The sequence below is a fragment of the Ensifer sp. D2-11 genome, from assembly GCF_054161295.1.
This window is the reverse complement of sequence record NZ_CP096434.1, coordinates 871197-886566: the sequence shown is the minus strand read 5'-3', so window position 1 is coordinate 886566 and position 15370 is coordinate 871197. Positions and strand designations below refer to the sequence as shown.

13 protein-coding genes are annotated in these 15370 nt (G+C 63.7%); 8 read left to right on the top strand and 5 right to left on the bottom strand.

The features are described from left to right. Positions 1-4 precede the first annotated feature (4 nt). On the bottom strand, positions 5-1420 hold the full coding sequence (gene puuE, locus M1D34_RS21225; protein WP_498784274.1) for an allantoinase PuuE: 1416 nt from the start codon (positions 1418-1420) through the stop codon (positions 5-7). Between the two features lie 167 nt (positions 1421-1587). Between puuE and uraH the strand changes: the two genes are divergently transcribed. Genes uraH through xdhC form a run of 4 tightly spaced genes read left to right on the top strand, consistent with a single transcriptional unit; the run spans position 1588 to position 6686 of the window. Beyond that, on the top strand, positions 1588-1959 hold the full coding sequence (gene uraH, locus M1D34_RS21220; RefSeq protein WP_003534056.1) for a hydroxyisourate hydrolase: 372 nt from the start codon (positions 1588-1590) through the stop codon (positions 1957-1959). A gap of 5 nt (positions 1960-1964) precedes the next feature. Continuing rightward, a complete protein-coding gene (gene xdhA, locus M1D34_RS21215; RefSeq protein ID WP_498784272.1) occupies positions 1965-3446 on the top strand; it encodes a xanthine dehydrogenase small subunit in 1482 nt (493 codons plus the stop codon). 13 nt (positions 3447-3459) lie between these two features. Further along, a complete protein-coding gene (gene xdhB, locus M1D34_RS21210; RefSeq protein WP_498784270.1) occupies positions 3460-5793 on the top strand; it encodes a xanthine dehydrogenase molybdopterin binding subunit in 2334 nt (777 codons plus the stop codon). A gap of 35 nt (positions 5794-5828) precedes the next feature. Then, positions 5829-6686, top strand: coding sequence for a xanthine dehydrogenase accessory protein XdhC (gene xdhC, locus M1D34_RS21205; RefSeq protein ID WP_015008322.1), 858 nt, complete (start codon positions 5829-5831; stop codon positions 6684-6686). On the opposite strand, the gene M1D34_RS21200 is transcribed toward xdhC, so the two are convergent. Then, positions 6676-7068, bottom strand: a complete 393-nt coding sequence (locus tag M1D34_RS21200) for a winged helix-turn-helix transcriptional regulator (RefSeq protein WP_003534049.1) — start codon at positions 7066-7068, stop codon at positions 6676-6678. The two genes, xdhC and M1D34_RS21200, sit on opposite strands and share 11 nt — an antisense overlap. Positions 7069-7168: 100 nt before the next feature. Here M1D34_RS21200 and M1D34_RS21195 point away from each other — a divergent pair, with 100 nt between their 5' ends. Next, complete coding sequence (locus tag M1D34_RS21195; RefSeq protein ID WP_498784267.1) at positions 7169-8149, top strand: quinone oxidoreductase family protein; 981 nt, start codon at positions 7169-7171, stop codon at positions 8147-8149. 11 nt (positions 8150-8160) lie between these two features. Here M1D34_RS21195 and M1D34_RS21190 read toward each other — a convergent pair whose 3' ends face one another. Beyond that, a complete protein-coding gene (locus M1D34_RS21190) occupies positions 8161-9108 on the bottom strand; it encodes a LysR family transcriptional regulator (protein ID WP_003534046.1) in 948 nt (315 codons plus the stop codon). A gap of 149 nt (positions 9109-9257) precedes the next feature. Here M1D34_RS21190 and M1D34_RS21185 point away from each other — a divergent pair, with 149 nt between their 5' ends. Together M1D34_RS21185 and guaD are read left to right on the top strand one after the other, a co-directional pair. Continuing rightward, entirely contained in the window at positions 9258-10496 is a 1239-nt protein-coding gene (locus tag M1D34_RS21185) for a urate hydroxylase PuuD (protein ID WP_498784265.1), read from the top strand. Further along, complete coding sequence (guaD, locus tag M1D34_RS21180; protein WP_498784263.1) at positions 10493-11836, top strand: guanine deaminase; 1344 nt, start codon at positions 10493-10495, stop codon at positions 11834-11836. Before M1D34_RS21185 ends, guaD begins: the two co-directional genes overlap by 4 nt. A gap of 189 nt (positions 11837-12025) precedes the next feature. Here the strand turns inward: guaD and M1D34_RS21175 are convergent, their stop codons facing one another. Beyond that, positions 12026-12505, bottom strand: a complete 480-nt coding sequence (locus tag M1D34_RS21175) for an Hsp20 family protein (protein ID WP_498784261.1) — start codon at positions 12503-12505, stop codon at positions 12026-12028. Positions 12506-12877: 372 nt separating this feature from the next. On the opposite strand from M1D34_RS21175, the gene M1D34_RS21170 reads away from it, so the two are divergent. Beyond that, entirely contained in the window at positions 12878-13183 is a 306-nt protein-coding gene (locus M1D34_RS21170) for a DUF982 domain-containing protein (protein ID WP_015008318.1), read from the top strand. A gap of 40 nt (positions 13184-13223) precedes the next feature. Here M1D34_RS21170 and pbpC read toward each other — a convergent pair whose 3' ends face one another. Then, positions 13224-15365, bottom strand: coding sequence for a penicillin-binding protein 1C (pbpC, locus tag M1D34_RS21165; protein WP_015008317.1), 2142 nt, complete (start codon positions 15363-15365; stop codon positions 13224-13226). Between the last annotated feature and the right edge of the window lie 5 nt (positions 15366-15370).

Sequence of the window (15370 nt, the reverse complement as noted above, 5' to 3'; positions counted from 1 at the left end):
CGCCTCAGTCCGGTAGCGTGTCGCGCAGCCGCAGGAGCGCGATCCGCTCCACCTGCCGGCACGCGGTGACGAATTCGGTCTCCCGATCGTTGCCGATACGGTTGTCGAAGGCGGCAAGGATCTCGTCCTTGCTGCGCCCCTTGACGGCCATGATGAAGGGAAAGCCGAACTTCTCGACATAGGCATCGTTGAGGTCCGTGAAACGCTCGCGCTCCTGATCCGTCAGCGCGTCGAGACCCGCCGAAGCCTGCTCCGAAGTTGAGCTTTCGGTCAGGCGCTTCGCCTGGGCGAGCTTGCCGGCAAGATCGGGGTGGGCGGTGAGGACGGCAAGCCGTTCCTCTTCGCTTGCCTCGCGAAAGACCGCGCAGAGCGCCGCGTGCAGTCCCGTCGCCGTATCGTTGGCCGGGCCGAGTTCGCCTGCAAAGGCGCGTCTGGCGATCCAGTCCGAGTGCTCGAATACTCCTCCGAAGCGATCGATGAAGGCATCCTTCGAAAGCCGCGACGGGCGGTCTTCGTTCGGCTGGAACGGATAGGTCTCTGCCCAGTAACGGGCAATGTCGATGCGGCGGGCGAGCCAGACCTTCTCGTGGCTCTGCACATAGTCGAGGAAGCGCGCCAGTGCGGCGGCGCGGCCGGGCCGGCCGACGAGACGGCAGTGAAGGCCGATGCTCATCATCTTCGGCGCGCCCGCAGTTCCCTCGGCATAGAGAACGTCGAAACTGTCCTTCAGATAGCTGAAGAACTGGTCGCCGCTGTTGAAGCCCTGTGGCGTTGCGAAGCGCATGTCGTTGGCGTCGAGGGTGTAAGGGATGACGAGCTGGTGCCGGCGGGCATGTTCATGCCAATAGGGCAGGTCGTCCGCATAGGCGTCGGAGACGTAATCGAAGCCGCCGGCCTCGGTCACGAGGTCGAGCGTGTTCACGGAGCAGCGGCCGGTGTACCAGCCGGTCGGCCGTTCGCCGGTTACGATCGTGTGAAGACGGATCGCCTCGGCGATCTCGGCGCGCTCGCGCTCGGCGTCGAAATCCTTGTGCTCGATCCATTTGAGGCCGTGGGAGGCGATCTCCCAGCCGGCGTCCTGCATCGCGGCCACCTGGGCGGGCGATCGCTTGAGGGCTGTGGCGACGCCGTAGACGGTGGCCGGTATTTGCCGGTCGGTGAACAACCGGTGCAGCCGCCAGAATCCGGCGCGCGCCCCGTATTCGTAGATTGATTCCATGTTCCAGTGGCGCTGGGCGGGCCAGGCCTGAGCGCCGACGATTTCCGAGAGGAAGGCTTCCGACGCCGCGTCACCGTGAAGCACGCAGTTCTCTCCGCCCTCCTCGTAATTGATCACGAATTGCACGGCGATCCGGGCGCCATCGGGCCAGGCGACACGCGGGTTCGGACCATGGCCCAGGAGATCGCGGGGATATCTCATAGCAGCAGCTCCTCCAGAGATTGTCTCGTGGCCCAATTCGTAGCGAGAATTCCGCCCCGCCATTCCCCCCGAAAAATTTGAAAGTCTCGAAGGTTGAGCCCGCTACACAAGGGCGCCCGCGCTTCGGATACTCTATCCTCGATGCTGACTTTCGGAGGAGCGACAGAATGCAAGTTCAAGACGGAACGCCCGGGCGTCTGACGACCCACGTGCTGGACACGGCGAGCGGGAAACCGGCAGGCAATCTGCGCATCGATCTCTACCGGATTGAAGGTGAACGGACGGAGCTTCTCTCGTCGACCCGCACCAACGATGACGGGCGCTGCGATGCGCCGCTTCTCAACGGCTCCACGATGGAAACCGGCACCTACGAACTGCGCTTTCACGCCGGCGAATATCTCGGCACTGCGGCCGAGCGCGGCGCGAACCCGTTTCTCGACGTGATTCCGATCCGCTTCGGGATCGCCGACCGGGCCGCGCATTATCACGTGCCGCTCCTGCTTTCGCCCTACGGCTATTCCACCTATCGCGGGAGCTGACGGCAATGACGACCGAAATCCGCAATACGATCCGTTTCCTTTTGAATGACCGGTCCGTCGAGCTTGCCGATGTCTCGCCGGTGCAGACGCTGCTGGACTTTCTACGCATCGGCCGGAGTCTGCGCGGCACGAAGGAAGGCTGCGCGGAAGGTGACTGCGGCGCCTGCACCGTGCTTGTCGGCCGGCTTCTCGACGGCAAGCTCAAATACGAATCGGTCAACGCCTGCATCCGCTTCGTGGCATCGCTTGACGGCTGCCATGTGGTGACGGTCGAAGCGCTTGCGCAGCCGAACGGGCCGCTGCATCCCGTGCAGCAGGCGATGGTCGACACGCACGCCTCGCAATGCGGCTTCTGCACACCCGGTTTCGTGATGTCGCTCTACGGCCTCTGGATGACGAATGCGAAGCCGAGCGTTCAGGAAATCGAGAAGGCGCTGCAGGGCAATCTCTGTCGCTGCACCGGTTATGCGGCGATCATTCGGGCGGCGGAAGCGATTGCATCGGTCGGCGAGCTCGGCAAGGACCCGCTGATTGTGGAACGCGAGGAGATCACGCGGCAGCTGGAGGCGCTTCGGGACGGCCGCCGCGTCGAGATCGGCGGCGAAGACCAGCGCGTCGTGCTTCCGGCCTCGCTGGACGATTTCGCTGCGGTTCTCGAGGCGAACCCCGAGGCGACGATCGTCGCCGGTTCGACCGATGTCGGGCTCTGGGTCACGAAATTCATGCGCGACATCGCGCCGGTCGTCCATCTCTCGCATCTGGAAGAACTGCGGCGGATTTCCATCGCGCCGGACGGTATCACCCTTGCCGCCGGCGTAAGCTACACGGAGGCCTATCGGGTCATCGTCCGGCACTTCCCGCAATTGCGCGAGCTCTGGGACCGCATCGGCGGCGAGCAGGTGCGCAACATGGGCACGGTCGGGGGCAATATCGCCAACGGTTCGCCGATCGGCGACACGCCGCCGGCGCTGATCGCACTTGGCGCTTCGGTGACCCTGCGCAAGGGAACAAGCCGCCGCACGCTGCCTCTGGAAGCCTTCTTCATCGAATACGGCAAACAGGATCGCGAGCCCGGCGAATTCGTCGAGACTGTCCGGATTCCCTTCCTGGACGAGACCGAGCGCTTCGCGGTCTACAAGATCACGAAACGCTTCGATGAAGATATTTCCGCAGTCTGCGGCGCGTTCCGCGTGAAGTTCGACGGTGACGGCAAGGTTGCCGACGTCGCTATCGCTTTTGGCGGCATGGCGGGCACGCCGAAGCGCGCGTCGAATGTGGAGGCCGCTCTCAAGGGCGCGCAATGGAACGACGCTGCCATCGAGGCTGGCGTGGCGGCCTTCGAGCGGGATTTCACGCCGCTCACCGACTGGCGCGCCTCTTCTGAATATCGGATGCTCGTTGCCAGGAATCTCCTGCGGCGCTTCCATCTGGAAACGCAGGAAACGCGCAATATCCGGATCGACCGCACGGTCGCGGTGGCTCTGTAGAGAGGGTGGACTCATGAATGTGATGCAGCCCGTCGATCGCGTCCGCGGCGCCGTCCACGACAAGGAACGCCACGAATCCGGTCATAAGCATGTTTCCGGAACCGCCGAGTATATAGACGATATTCCCGAGCCCGCCGGTACGCTTCACGGCTATCTGGGGCTGTCGCAGCGCGCGCATGCCGAAATCCTGTCGGTGGATTTCGAGGCGGTGCGCAACAGTCCGGGTGTCGTGGGAGTGCTCACGGCGGAGGACATACCCGGCGAAAACGATATCAGCCCGGCGCACAAGCACGACGATCCGGTCTTCGCGGCCGGCAAGGTCGAGTTCCACGGCCAGCCGATCTTCGCGGTCATCGCCACCTCGCGCGAGGCCGCCCGGCGCGCGGCCGCCAAGGTAAAGATCGATTATCGCGATCTGCCGCATGTGACGGATGTTCTCGAAGCGGCGGCTGCGAACTATCCGCTGGTGATCGATCCCCTGAAGCTCGAGCGTGGCGACATCGATGCCGGCTTTGCCAAGGCGAAAAACACCGTTTCGGGCGAGATGCGCATCGGGGGCCAGGATCACTTCTATCTCGAAGGCCAGATCTCCTTCGCCATTCCCGGCGAAGATGATGAAGTCACCGTCTTCTCCTCGACCCAGCATCCGAGCGAGACCCAGCTCATGGTCGCCCATGTGCTGGGCGTGCCGTCGAATGCCGTGACCGTCAACGTCCGGCGCATGGGCGGCGGATTCGGCGGCAAGGAGACGCAGGCAAATCTTTTCGCCGCGGTTGCGGCAATGGCGGCGAGGAAATACCGCCGCGCGATCAAGGTGCGCCCCGACCGCGACGACGACATGACGGCGACGGGCAAGCGCCACGACTTCCACGTCGACTACAAGGTCGGCTTCGACGACGATGGCCGCATCGAGGCGGTGGATGCCGTCTTCGCCGCCCGCTGCGGCTTCTCGGCCGACCTTTCCGGACCGGTGACCGACCGCGCGCTCTTCCACGCCGACAACTGCTATTTCTACCCGAATGTTCGGCTGCGCTCGCGCCCGCTGAAGACCAACACGGTCTCGAACACCGCGTTCCGGGGGTTCGGCGGACCGCAGGGCATGGTCGGCGGCGAGCGGATGATCGAAGACGTCGCCTATGCGCTCGGCAAGGACCCGCTGGAAATCCGCAAGCTCAATTTCTACGGCGGCGAGGGGCGCAACCTGACGCCGTACCACCAGACGGTGGAAGACAACATCATCGGCCGGATCATCGAGGAGCTCGAGGCTTCGTCCGACTATGCCGCCCGGCGGCAGGCGGCCATCGCCTTCAACCGCGAGAGCCCCGTCATCAAGCGCGGCATCGCGCTGACGCCGGTGAAATTCGGCATCTCTTTCACCAAGACGGAATACAACCAGGCCGGCGCCCTGGTCCATGTCTATACGGACGGTTCGATCCAGCTGAACCACGGCGGCACGGAGATGGGGCAGGGGCTATACACCAAGGTGGCGCAGGTCGTGGCGGACGAGTTCCAGGTCGATCTCGACCATATAAAGGTGACGGCGACCTCGACCGGCAAGGTGCCGAACACCTCGGCGACGGCCGCTTCGTCCGGTTCGGACCTCAACGGCATGGCAGCCGCCAATGCCTGCCAGCAGATCAAAGAGCGGCTCGTGCGCTTCGCGGCCGAGCACTACGGCGTCGGCGAAGCTGATATCGCCTTCGAGCCCAACACGGTTCGGATCGGCGCCGAGCGCATCGCCTTTGCCGATCTTATCAAGGCGGCTTATGCCGCGCGCGTGCAGCTTTCGGCGGCCGGATTCTACAAGACCCCGAAGATCCACTGGAGCCGCGCCGAGGGGCGGGGGCGTCCGTTCTATTACTTCGCCTACGGCGCCTCGTGCTCCGAGGTCAGCGTCGACACGCTGACCGGCGAATACCAGGTCGAGCGGACCGATATCATCCACGATGTCGGCAAGTCGCTGAACCCGGCGCTCGACCTCGGTCAGGTCGAGGGTGCCTTCGTCCAGGGCATGGGCTGGCTGACGACGGAGGAACTCTGGTGGGATGCCAAGGGCCGGTTGCGGACGCATGCGCCCTCCACCTACAAGATCCCGCTCGCGTCCGATCGCCCGCGCGTCTTCAACGTGCGTCTGGCCGAATGGTCCATCAACAGGGAGGAGACGATCCGGCGCTCGAAGGCGGTCGGGGAACCTCCCTTCATGCTGGGGATTTCGGTTCTGGAGGCGATATCCATGGCGGCGGCGAGCGTCGCGGATTATCGTATTCCGCCGCGTATCGATGCCCCGGCAACGCCGGAGCGCGTGCTGATGGCGGTCGAGCGCCTGCGCGCCGCCCGGGCCGGCTAGGGACGATCGCGCGGCGAAGATAGTGGATGACTGAGATGGCGCGCAGAGAGGACATACGTGATTTCCTGAGCCGTGAAACGGCCTGCGTGCTTGTCGAGGTGGCGAGCGCGGCAGGCTCGACGCCGCGCGATGCGGATGCCTGGATGCTCGTCTCAAAAGATCGCACCTTCGCCACGATCGGTGGCGGACAGCTTGAATTCATGGCGATCGACCATGCGCGCAAGCTCGTTCAAGGGGCGAACGCGGATCTCCGATTGGCGATCCCCCTCGGCCCGGAGATCGGCCAATGCTGCGGCGGTCACGTCGCGCTTTCTTTCAAAAAGGTCGACGCGGACACGCGTGCGGCACTTATCGAACGCAGCGACGATGAGATCGCGCATCGGCCGCATGTCTATATCTTCGGCGCCGGCCACGTCGGCAACGCGCTCGCAATGGCGCTGTCGCACGTGCCGCTCAGGACCGTTCTCGTCGACACGCGCGAGCACGAACTCTCGGCCGCCGACGTGCCGGGTATCGAGACCTGCCTGACCGCAATGCCCGAAGCCATCGTGCGCGACGCGCCGCCGGGCAGCGCCTTCGTCGTCCTCACCCACGATCACGCACTCGACTTCCTGATCGCGACTGAGGCGCTCGGGCGCGAAGACGCCAGTTACGTCGGCATGATAGGCTCGAAGACGAAACGCGCGACTTTCAAGAACTGGCTGTTGCGAGAGGTCAATCGTCCTGAGCTTTTCGAGAGGCTCGTCTGCCCGATCGGCGGTACGGCGGTGAAGGACAAGCGGCCGCCGGTGATCGCAGCGCTTGCCGCGGCCGAGATAATGACTGCGGCGCTCAACTGCCATCTGCAGCCTCGCGCGCCCACCCCGAAGAGCCGGAGATCGATCAAGGCATAGCCCGGTTGTCGCCCTTTCGCGGGCGGATCACGCAGTCTGTCACGTGTTCGACCTCGTTCAGTTCGGCGGCGTGGCGCTGACCCCACTCGCAAAGTGCCAGCAGGACGGGCTCGAGGCTGAGGCCGAGCGTCGTCGCGGAATATTCGACGCGCGGCGGTATCTCGCGGAAAATCTCCCTGAGTACGAGGCCATGCTCCTCCATTTCGCGGAGCTGCTGGATCAGCACTTTCTGGCTGACGGCGGGTATCAGCCTTCGCAACTCGGACAGCCGCTTCGGCCTATCGAACAGATGGTAGAGGATGATGGCTTTCCAGCGTCCGGAGATCACTTTGAGTGCGCGCTCGGAGGGCAGCACCGGCAATTTCTTTATGATCTCAGCCATGGTTACCCATCGGTCAGTATGGAACGAAAGAGTGTGTAGATGCGGTCTGAAGACTAGCCCTAAATAGCCGCGCAAACCAACAGTTTCGAGGCAAGTTCTTATGAAGGCCATTGAGTTCCGCCGCTTCGGGTCGCCAGACGTGCTCCAAAGCGTCGATGTCGCTACACCGAGTCCGGGAAGGGGCGAGGCGCTCGTCCGCGTGGGCGCCGTTGGAGTCAACTATTTCGAGGTTCTGATGCGGCAGGATCGCTACGCGGTCACGCCGGAACTGCCGATGATCCCAGGTGTGGAGGTCGCCGGCGTCGTCGTAGCGGTCGGGGAGGATCTTTCCCAGGATCTCATCGGCAGTCGTGTCGCGGTCCCGATGTTCGCTCATGGGCGGGGTACCGGCGGATATGCCGAATATGTATCGGTCGATGCCGCGATGCTGGTACCGATCCCGGACGGACTTTCCTTTGAAGCCGCTGTTGCCATGATGGTGCAGGGCCTCACGGCTCTTTATCTCGTCCGGCAAAGCTCGCTGCAGAACAAAACGCTGCTGATCAGCGCTGCGGCAGGCGGTGTGGGTTCACTGCTCGTGCAATTGGCAAGGGACGGCGGCGCGCGGACGATTGTTGCCGTTGCAAGTTCGCAGAAAAAGCTCGACTCCGCCTGTTCACTCGGTGCTCACCTCGGCATCAACTATGCGGCGCCTGATTGGACGGCAACGCTCAGGGGCGCTTTGAACGGTGGCGGGGTCGACATTCTTTACGATTTCGTCGGCGGCGAATTTACCCACGCTGCGATCGATCTGCTGGTACCGGCGGGAGAGCTGGTTTTCGGTGCCCTCGGCAGGTTTGCGTTGAGCGGCCGGCAAGTAGAATCGATGTTCGCACTCAACCAATCCCTGCGCGGCTTCGCCTTACTGCCGCTCTTGAACCTCGCCGGATTGAAGGCGGACCTCACCGAGCTTTTCACCCGGGCGCAAGCGGGCGCCTTGGCGGTCGCGATCGACAGTCGCTTTTCGCTTGATCGGGCCGCGGACGCACACCGGGCGATCGAGAGCCGCCGAACGATCGGTAAGGTCGTGCTTGTGCCCTGAGGGCGCTTCGCTCAAGCGCTGGAACGCTCCTGCACTTCGGCAGGCTCCGCCAGCATCTTGCCGATCAGCCGCTGACAGCGCTCGGCCATGAAGTCGATCATCAACCGCACCTTCGGATCCTGGAAGCGCTTGTGAGGGTAGATCGCCGCGAGCTGTGCACCGAGCGGCGGCGTCTCCACGAGCACCGGGACGAGCAAGCCCTCATCGATATGCTGTTTCACCTCGAAGAGCGGCTTGTTGACGATGCCGCGTCCGTCGAGCGCCCACTGGGTGAGCACGTCGCCATCATCCGAATCATAGGGGCCGCCGACCTCGAACTTGCGGACGCCATCCGGCGTCTGCAAGGTCCAGTAATATTCCTTCGACCCGGGATAGCGCAGCAGAAGACAGTCATGGCTATGGCTGAGGAGGTCGTCCGGCGACGATGGGATGCCGCGCCTTTCGAAATAGCGCGGCGACCCACAGAGCACGCGGTCGCAGTTCATGATGCCGCGCATGCGCAGGTTCGAATCCTCGAGTATGCCGAGCTTGAACGCGATGTCGACGCCCTCGGCAAGGATGTCGACATTATGATCGGAGAGGCGCAACCGCACCTCGATATCCGGATAGCGGTCGTGGAACTCCGGTATGCCGGGCGCGATCAGTCGCCGGCCGATGCCGAGCGGGGCGGTGATCTTCAGCGCTCCCTTCGGATTTCTTGAAAGATCGGCAATCGCGCTCTCCGCCTCGTTCACCGCCTCGAGGATCTTTACCGCGCCTTCGTAGAAGACCCGTCCGTGCTCGGTCGGCGTCAGTTTTCGGGTGGTGCGGTTGAACAGGCGCACGCCCATATGCCGCTCCAACTCCTTGATTCTGTTGCTGGCAACTGCCGGCGTGACGCGCTGATCGCGGCCCGCTGCCGACAGCGTTCCAAGTTCCACGACGCGCACGAACACACGCACATTATCGAGATAGGACATGCTTCCGCCTCTGCTCTTCCGGCGCGAACGTAGCGCTCCGGCCTCCCTTCGATTTTATAGTTTTTTTTGAAAGAGTTGGTGCGATGGCGCCGTTCCCGCCTCCCCAAGCAATGACACATAATGAACGCGAGAGAAATGGGGAGAACTCAATGTACGAGTATGCCATCGCCTGGGATTGGCTGACATTTGCGGTCAGATGGCTGCATGTCGTCACCGGCATCGCCTGGATCGGCTCATCCTTTTACTTCGTCGCACTCGACCTGGGGCTGAAGCAGCGTCCGGGAATGCCGGTCGGCGCCTATGGCGAAGAGTGGCAGGTGCATGGCGGCGGCTTCTACCACATCCAGAAATATCTGGTTGCGCCGGAAAACATGCCGGAGCACCTGATCTGGTTCAAGTGGGAGTCCTACGTCACCTGGCTCTCGGGTTTCGGCATGCTTGCGCTCGTCTATTATGCCGGCGCGGACCTCTACCTCATCGATCCGAACGTGCTCGACGTTTCGAAGCCGATGGCAATCGCCATCTCGCTGGCTTCGCTTGGCTTCGGCTGGCTTGCCTATGACATGATCTGCCGTTCGCCGTTCGGCAACGACAATACGCGGCTGATGGTGCTGCTCTATTTCATCCTCGTCACCGTCGCCTGGGGCTACACCCAGCTCTTCACGGGGCGTGCCGCCTATCTGCATCTCGGCGCGTTCACCGCCACGATCATGTCGGCCAATGTGTTCTTCATCATCATCCCGAACCAGAAGAAGGTCGTTGCCGACCTGATCGCAGGCCGCACGCCCGATCCTGCGCTCGGAAGGCAGGCGAAGCAGCGTTCGACGCACAACAACTATCTGACGCTGCCCGTGCTGTTCCTGATGCTGTCGAACCATTATCCGCTCGCCTTCGGGACGCAGTATAACTGGATCATCGCCTCGCTGGTCTTCCTCATGGGCGTCACGATGCGCCATTGGTTCAACACCCGCCACGCCAACAAGGGCAGCCCGACCTGGACCTGGCTCGCGACGGTGCTTCTGTTCATCACCATCATGTGGCTCTCCACCGTGCCCAAGGTCCTCTCCGAAGGCGGAGAGGCCAGGGCTTCGACGGCCGTCGAGGCCGTCGTCGCGTCGCCGGATTTTTCCAAAGTGCGCGACACCGTGCTCGGCCGCTGTTCCATGTGCCATGCGCGCGAGCCGGGATGGGAAGGCATAATCGTGCCGCCGAAGGGCGTCGTTCTCGAAGCCGACGGCGACATCGTCGCGCATGCCCGCGAAATCTACCTGCAGGCGGGGCGCTCGCATGCCATGCCGCCCGCCAATGTCACGGGCATCACCGACGAGGAACGCCAGCTTATCGCCAGCTGGTACGAGACGACCGTAAAGGAAGGAAAAGTCCAATGAGCGATCTCTTGATCCGCGGCCGCGTGCTAACTTTCGTCAAGGAGCCTGAGAGCGTCGACGATGCCGGCTCCTATCGTTTCTTCGAGGACGGCGCCGTTTTCGTGAGCAAAGGCAAGATCGCCGGCGTCGGTCCTTACGGCGACGTGGCGAAACAGGCGGGCCCCAGCGTAGAGTTCGCCGATCATCGGCCGCACCTGGTAATGCCCGGTTTCATCGATACGCACCTGCATTTCCCGCAGACGCAGGCGATCGCCTCCTACGGTGCGCAGCTCCTCGAATGGCTGAACACCTACATCTTCGTCGAGGAGCAGAAGTTCAAGGCGCCCGAGCACGCGGCCTTCATTGCCGGCCGCTTCATGGACGAACTCCTGTCCAACGGCACAACGACGGCGGCCGCCTATTGCTCGGTGCATCCGGAAAGCGTCGATGCATTCTTCACGGCAGCCGAAGAGCGCAACATGCTGATGATCGGCGGCAAGGTGATGATGGACCGCAACGCGCCCGACGCGTTGCGGGACACGCCCGAAAAGGGCCATGACGAGACGAAGGCGCTTATCGCCAGGTGGCATGGCCGCGGCCGCGCGCATTATGCGATCAGTCCGCGTTTTGCGATCACCTCGACGCCGGAGCAGATGGAGGTGAGCCGCGTGCTCGCTGCCGAGCATCCGGATTGCTACGTTCAGACCCACCTGTCCGAAAACCGCGACGAAATCGCTTTCGCCACGTCGCTCTATCCGGAAGCGAAGGACTATACCGACATTTATGCGCGCTACGAGCTTCTCGGCCGCAAGACTCTGCTCGGCCATTGCATCCATCTGAGCGACCGCGAAATATCAGTCCTCGCAGAAACCGGGGCGGTCGGCGTCTTCTGCCCGACCTCGAACCTCTTCCTCGGCAGCGGCCTCTTCGATCGCGACCGTTTCGACAGGCTCGGCGCGCGTCACGCGGTTGCGACCGATGTCGGCGGTGGCACGAGCTTCTCGATGCTGGAAACGATGGATGAGGCCTACAAGGTTCTGCACCTACAGGGCCAGCGGCTCTCTCCGCTCAACTCCTTCTACATGTTGACGCTCGGCAACGCGCGCGCGCTCGATCTGGAACACCGGATCGGCTCGCTGCACGGCGGCGCGGATGCGGACATCGTCGTCCTCGACAGCCGCGCCAAGCCGGCCATGGAGCTGAGGATGCAGGTTGCCTCGACGCTTGCCGAAGAGCTTTTCATTCTGCAGACCATGGGCGACGACCGCTCGGTGGCCGAGGTATATGTTGCGGGCAGGCCGATGAAGAGCGGGCGGCGGGAGACGAAGGCCGAGGCTGTCAGGGCACTGGCGACGGTATAGCTAAGGTATTCAAAGCGAGTAAATAATATCTTGAATTTCCGCTATTTTTTGCCCCTCACCCTAGCCCTCTCCCGTAAACGGGGAGAGGGAACGGGCTGAAGCCGCGAGTCCCTTCTCCCCGCATGCGGGGAGAAGGTGCCGGCAAGCGGATGAGGGGCATTTGCATTCGGGTGCACTGCCCAGCCGCGGCTACGCTGCGTGCTTTTCGCCTTCGATCTGTTTCGAGGCTTCGCCGGCCGACAATGCTTCTGCCTGATGTATCTCAATCCGACGCGGCTTCATCTGCTCGGGAATCTCACGGACGAGATCGATTTTGAGCAGGCCGTTGGCGAGGTTGGCGCCGGTGACCGTTACGAAGTCGGCGAGCTGGAAGCGACGGTCGAAGTTGCGTGCGGCAATACCGCGGTAGAGATATTCGGTGTCGTCTTCTCCGGCTTTCGCACCGGTGACGGTCAACATCTGCTGCTCGTGCGTGATGGTGATCTCGTCCGGGGCGAAGCCCGCTACCGACATTGCAATCCGGTACTGGTTCTCGCCGACCCGCACGATGTCGTAGGGCGGCCAGTTGTCGTTGGGCGCCAGGCGACTTGCGGAATCCAAGAGGTCGAACAGATGTTCGAAGCCAACGCTGGAGCGCGACAGCGGCGAGAAATCGAAGCTTGTTCTCATAGCCATATCCTCCTTGAGCAACATGGACGATGAGGAGCGCCGAAGAGAACGGAGCTCCTCGACTGCGAGCCCCTTACAGGCGGCTCTCGCACTCGATTTAGTCACTCTAAGCCGGGTTTCAAGGCCCCCGAACATCGATTTTCGTCCGTTTCCCGGCCCCCCCGGCGACCGCGAAAACCGGCCGATCGAACGAGGGCCCAAGCCGCTGATCGGGGTTCTTGAATTTACCTTTTCCGCTCCAATATCTGTTCAGCGCGATACGTTTTCGAGACGCGCAGAGATCAATATGGCCCCGCAGCGCTGCATGGTCTGTTCGACCCGTGGGAGTGCAGCGGGCGTGCAATTCGTTGACGGCATAGGAAAGGAGGAAAAATGCTTCTCAATGAGATTCCCTGGACGATCCCTCTCACCGTGCGCCTTTCCAACGGTCTGACGCACACTTTTGCCTCCGTTTACGAGGCCCTCGACTTCCTGGAAAACGAGTGGCCGCTCAGGAAGGGCGAGCGCTACGAACGGGCGGTGCGGACCTGTCGGCGGGCGTTGAACCGGATGACGCCGGCGGCAGTGGCGCGGGAAGCCTTCATCGCCGCTTGCCTTGAAGCGGGCATGCCGCTCGTTATGGCGCCGCCGGCCCACGAGCCGCAAGGCGATACCGTCAAGGCTGCGCAAACGGCGTGAAGGGGGCGGACCGGCGGTCGGTTGGAGCGTCCATATCGTTTCACTGGACGAAGACGCGAACGCTGGCGGCACGCCCCAGCGCATCGATGACCGTGAGCGTCGAGTAGCCGCCGCCATCCGGCTGCCATTGACTGACGCGCCGTCGGGTCACGTCGGGCAGCGGACGGCCATTGGCAAGCCAGCGGAAGGGCGCCCGGCCGCCCTGGAGCTTCAGCGTCAAGGGCGTGATCCCGTCATTCCGTTGCGCGCCAAGCTCGACGCGGGCGCCTTCCGGCGGGAACACGATCTGCGGCGCCGCTTCACGGACCGAGGCCGAAAGCAGCCCGTTCGCGGTGACCGAGAAGCGTCGCTGGCTGATCGGCAGATCGGCCTGGACAAGCCGGACGGCGCCCGCGGGCGGGCCGGGCAGGGGTGTGATGGCGATCCCCGACTTGGCGAATCCTTCGAACAGAATCGGCGCCGCCGCACCGTAACCGGTCAAGCCGGGCACCGCGCCATTGTCGGGCCTGCCCACCCAGACACCGAGCACATAGCGGCCGTCGAAGCCTACGGACCAGGCGTCGCGATAGCCGTAGCTGGTGCCGGTCTTGTAGGCGATGCCGTGCCGGCGGCTTCCCGCCGGTGGCAGCACGTCCGAGAGTATGTCGGCGACATGCCAGGCGGCGACCGTCGACAGCAGCGGCTCGCCGTCGGTGGGACCGGGGACGCCTTCGATGCCGTCGCCGAGGCGCACTGGCCAGCCCTGGTTCGCAAGGCCCGCATAGAGCTGCACGAGCTCGCGAAGCGTGATGCCGACGCCGCCGAGGCCGATCGCAAGCCCCGGCGCCTCGTGCGGCGGCAATTTCGGCCTGACGTCGGCGCGCCGGAAGCGCACCATCAGGCGCGACGGACCGACGGCATCGAGCAGGCGGATCGCCGGCACGTTCAGGGACAGTTGCAGCGCCTGGCGTACCGTGACGTCGCCCTGATAATTCATGTCGAAATTGCGCGGCCGATAGCCGAAGAAGTCCGCCGGCCGGTCTTCGATGATCGTCTCCTGGCTGACGAGACCCTCCTCGAAGGCAAGACCGTAGATGAAGGGTTTCAGCGTCGATCCGGGGGAGCGGGTGATGCGCGACATGTCGATCCAGCCCGAGCGGCTTGCGTCGAAATAGTCGGCCGAGCCAACCTCGCCGACGATCTCGCCGGTCCTGATATCGGCCATGACCATGGCGACCGACACTTTGGGACCGAGCCTTGCAGCACCTTCACGTGCGACGCCTTCGAGGCCGCGTTGGATATTGCGGCTAAGCGTCGTCGGATGCCGGCGCCCCGCCGGATCCTTGCGCCGCGCCGCCTCGGCGAGATGGGCAGCATGGGCGGGAAGCTGCAGGCGCCGCGTCGGTGTGGCGGTCATCGCCGCCCGCTCCGCTTCGCCTTCGCCAATGACCCTGGCGACCGCCGCGCGGGCGAGCACGCGTTTGCGGGCCGCTTCGGCGGCGGCAAGATTGCGGTCGGGCCGGCGCTTTTCCGGAAGTTGCGGCAGCGCGACGAGCAGTGCTGCCTCTCCCGCCGAGAGGCGGCGCGGCTCCTTGCCGAACCAGGCGAGGCTTGCCGCGCGCACGCCCTCGAGATTGCCGCCATAGGGCGCATGGGTCAGATAGAGATCGAGAATCTCGTCCTTGCCGAGGCGCCGTTCGATTTGGATAGCGCGCGCCACCTGCAGGAGCTTCGCCCCCAGCGTCCGCCGCTCGCGCGGCTCGATAAGCCTCGCCACCTGCATGGAAAGCGTCGATGCGCCGGAGACGATACGGCCGTTGGTGACGAATTGCAGCGCGGCACGAGCGAGCGCCAACGGGTCGACCCCGTGATGTTCGCGAAAGCGCTGGTCTTCATAGGCGATCAGCATCTCGATGAAGCGCGGGTCGACGTCCTGCGCGGTCGTCTTCAGCCGCCACAGTCCATCCTTGGCCGCGAAGGCGCGCAGGAGGTGGCCGTCTCTGTCGAGAACTTCGGCCGAGACCGTATCGGCCTCGGAGAGGGGCGGCGGAAAGGTCCTGTCGGCCCATTCGAGGGTGAAGACTGCGAGTGCGGACAGGATTAGGGCGAGGGATAACGCGACGATCGCCCGGCCGCGTCCGGATGGGAGGCGTGGGGCCGGCACAATGCCGTTGCGGTACGACTTTCGCCGAGAGAACATCATCCTGC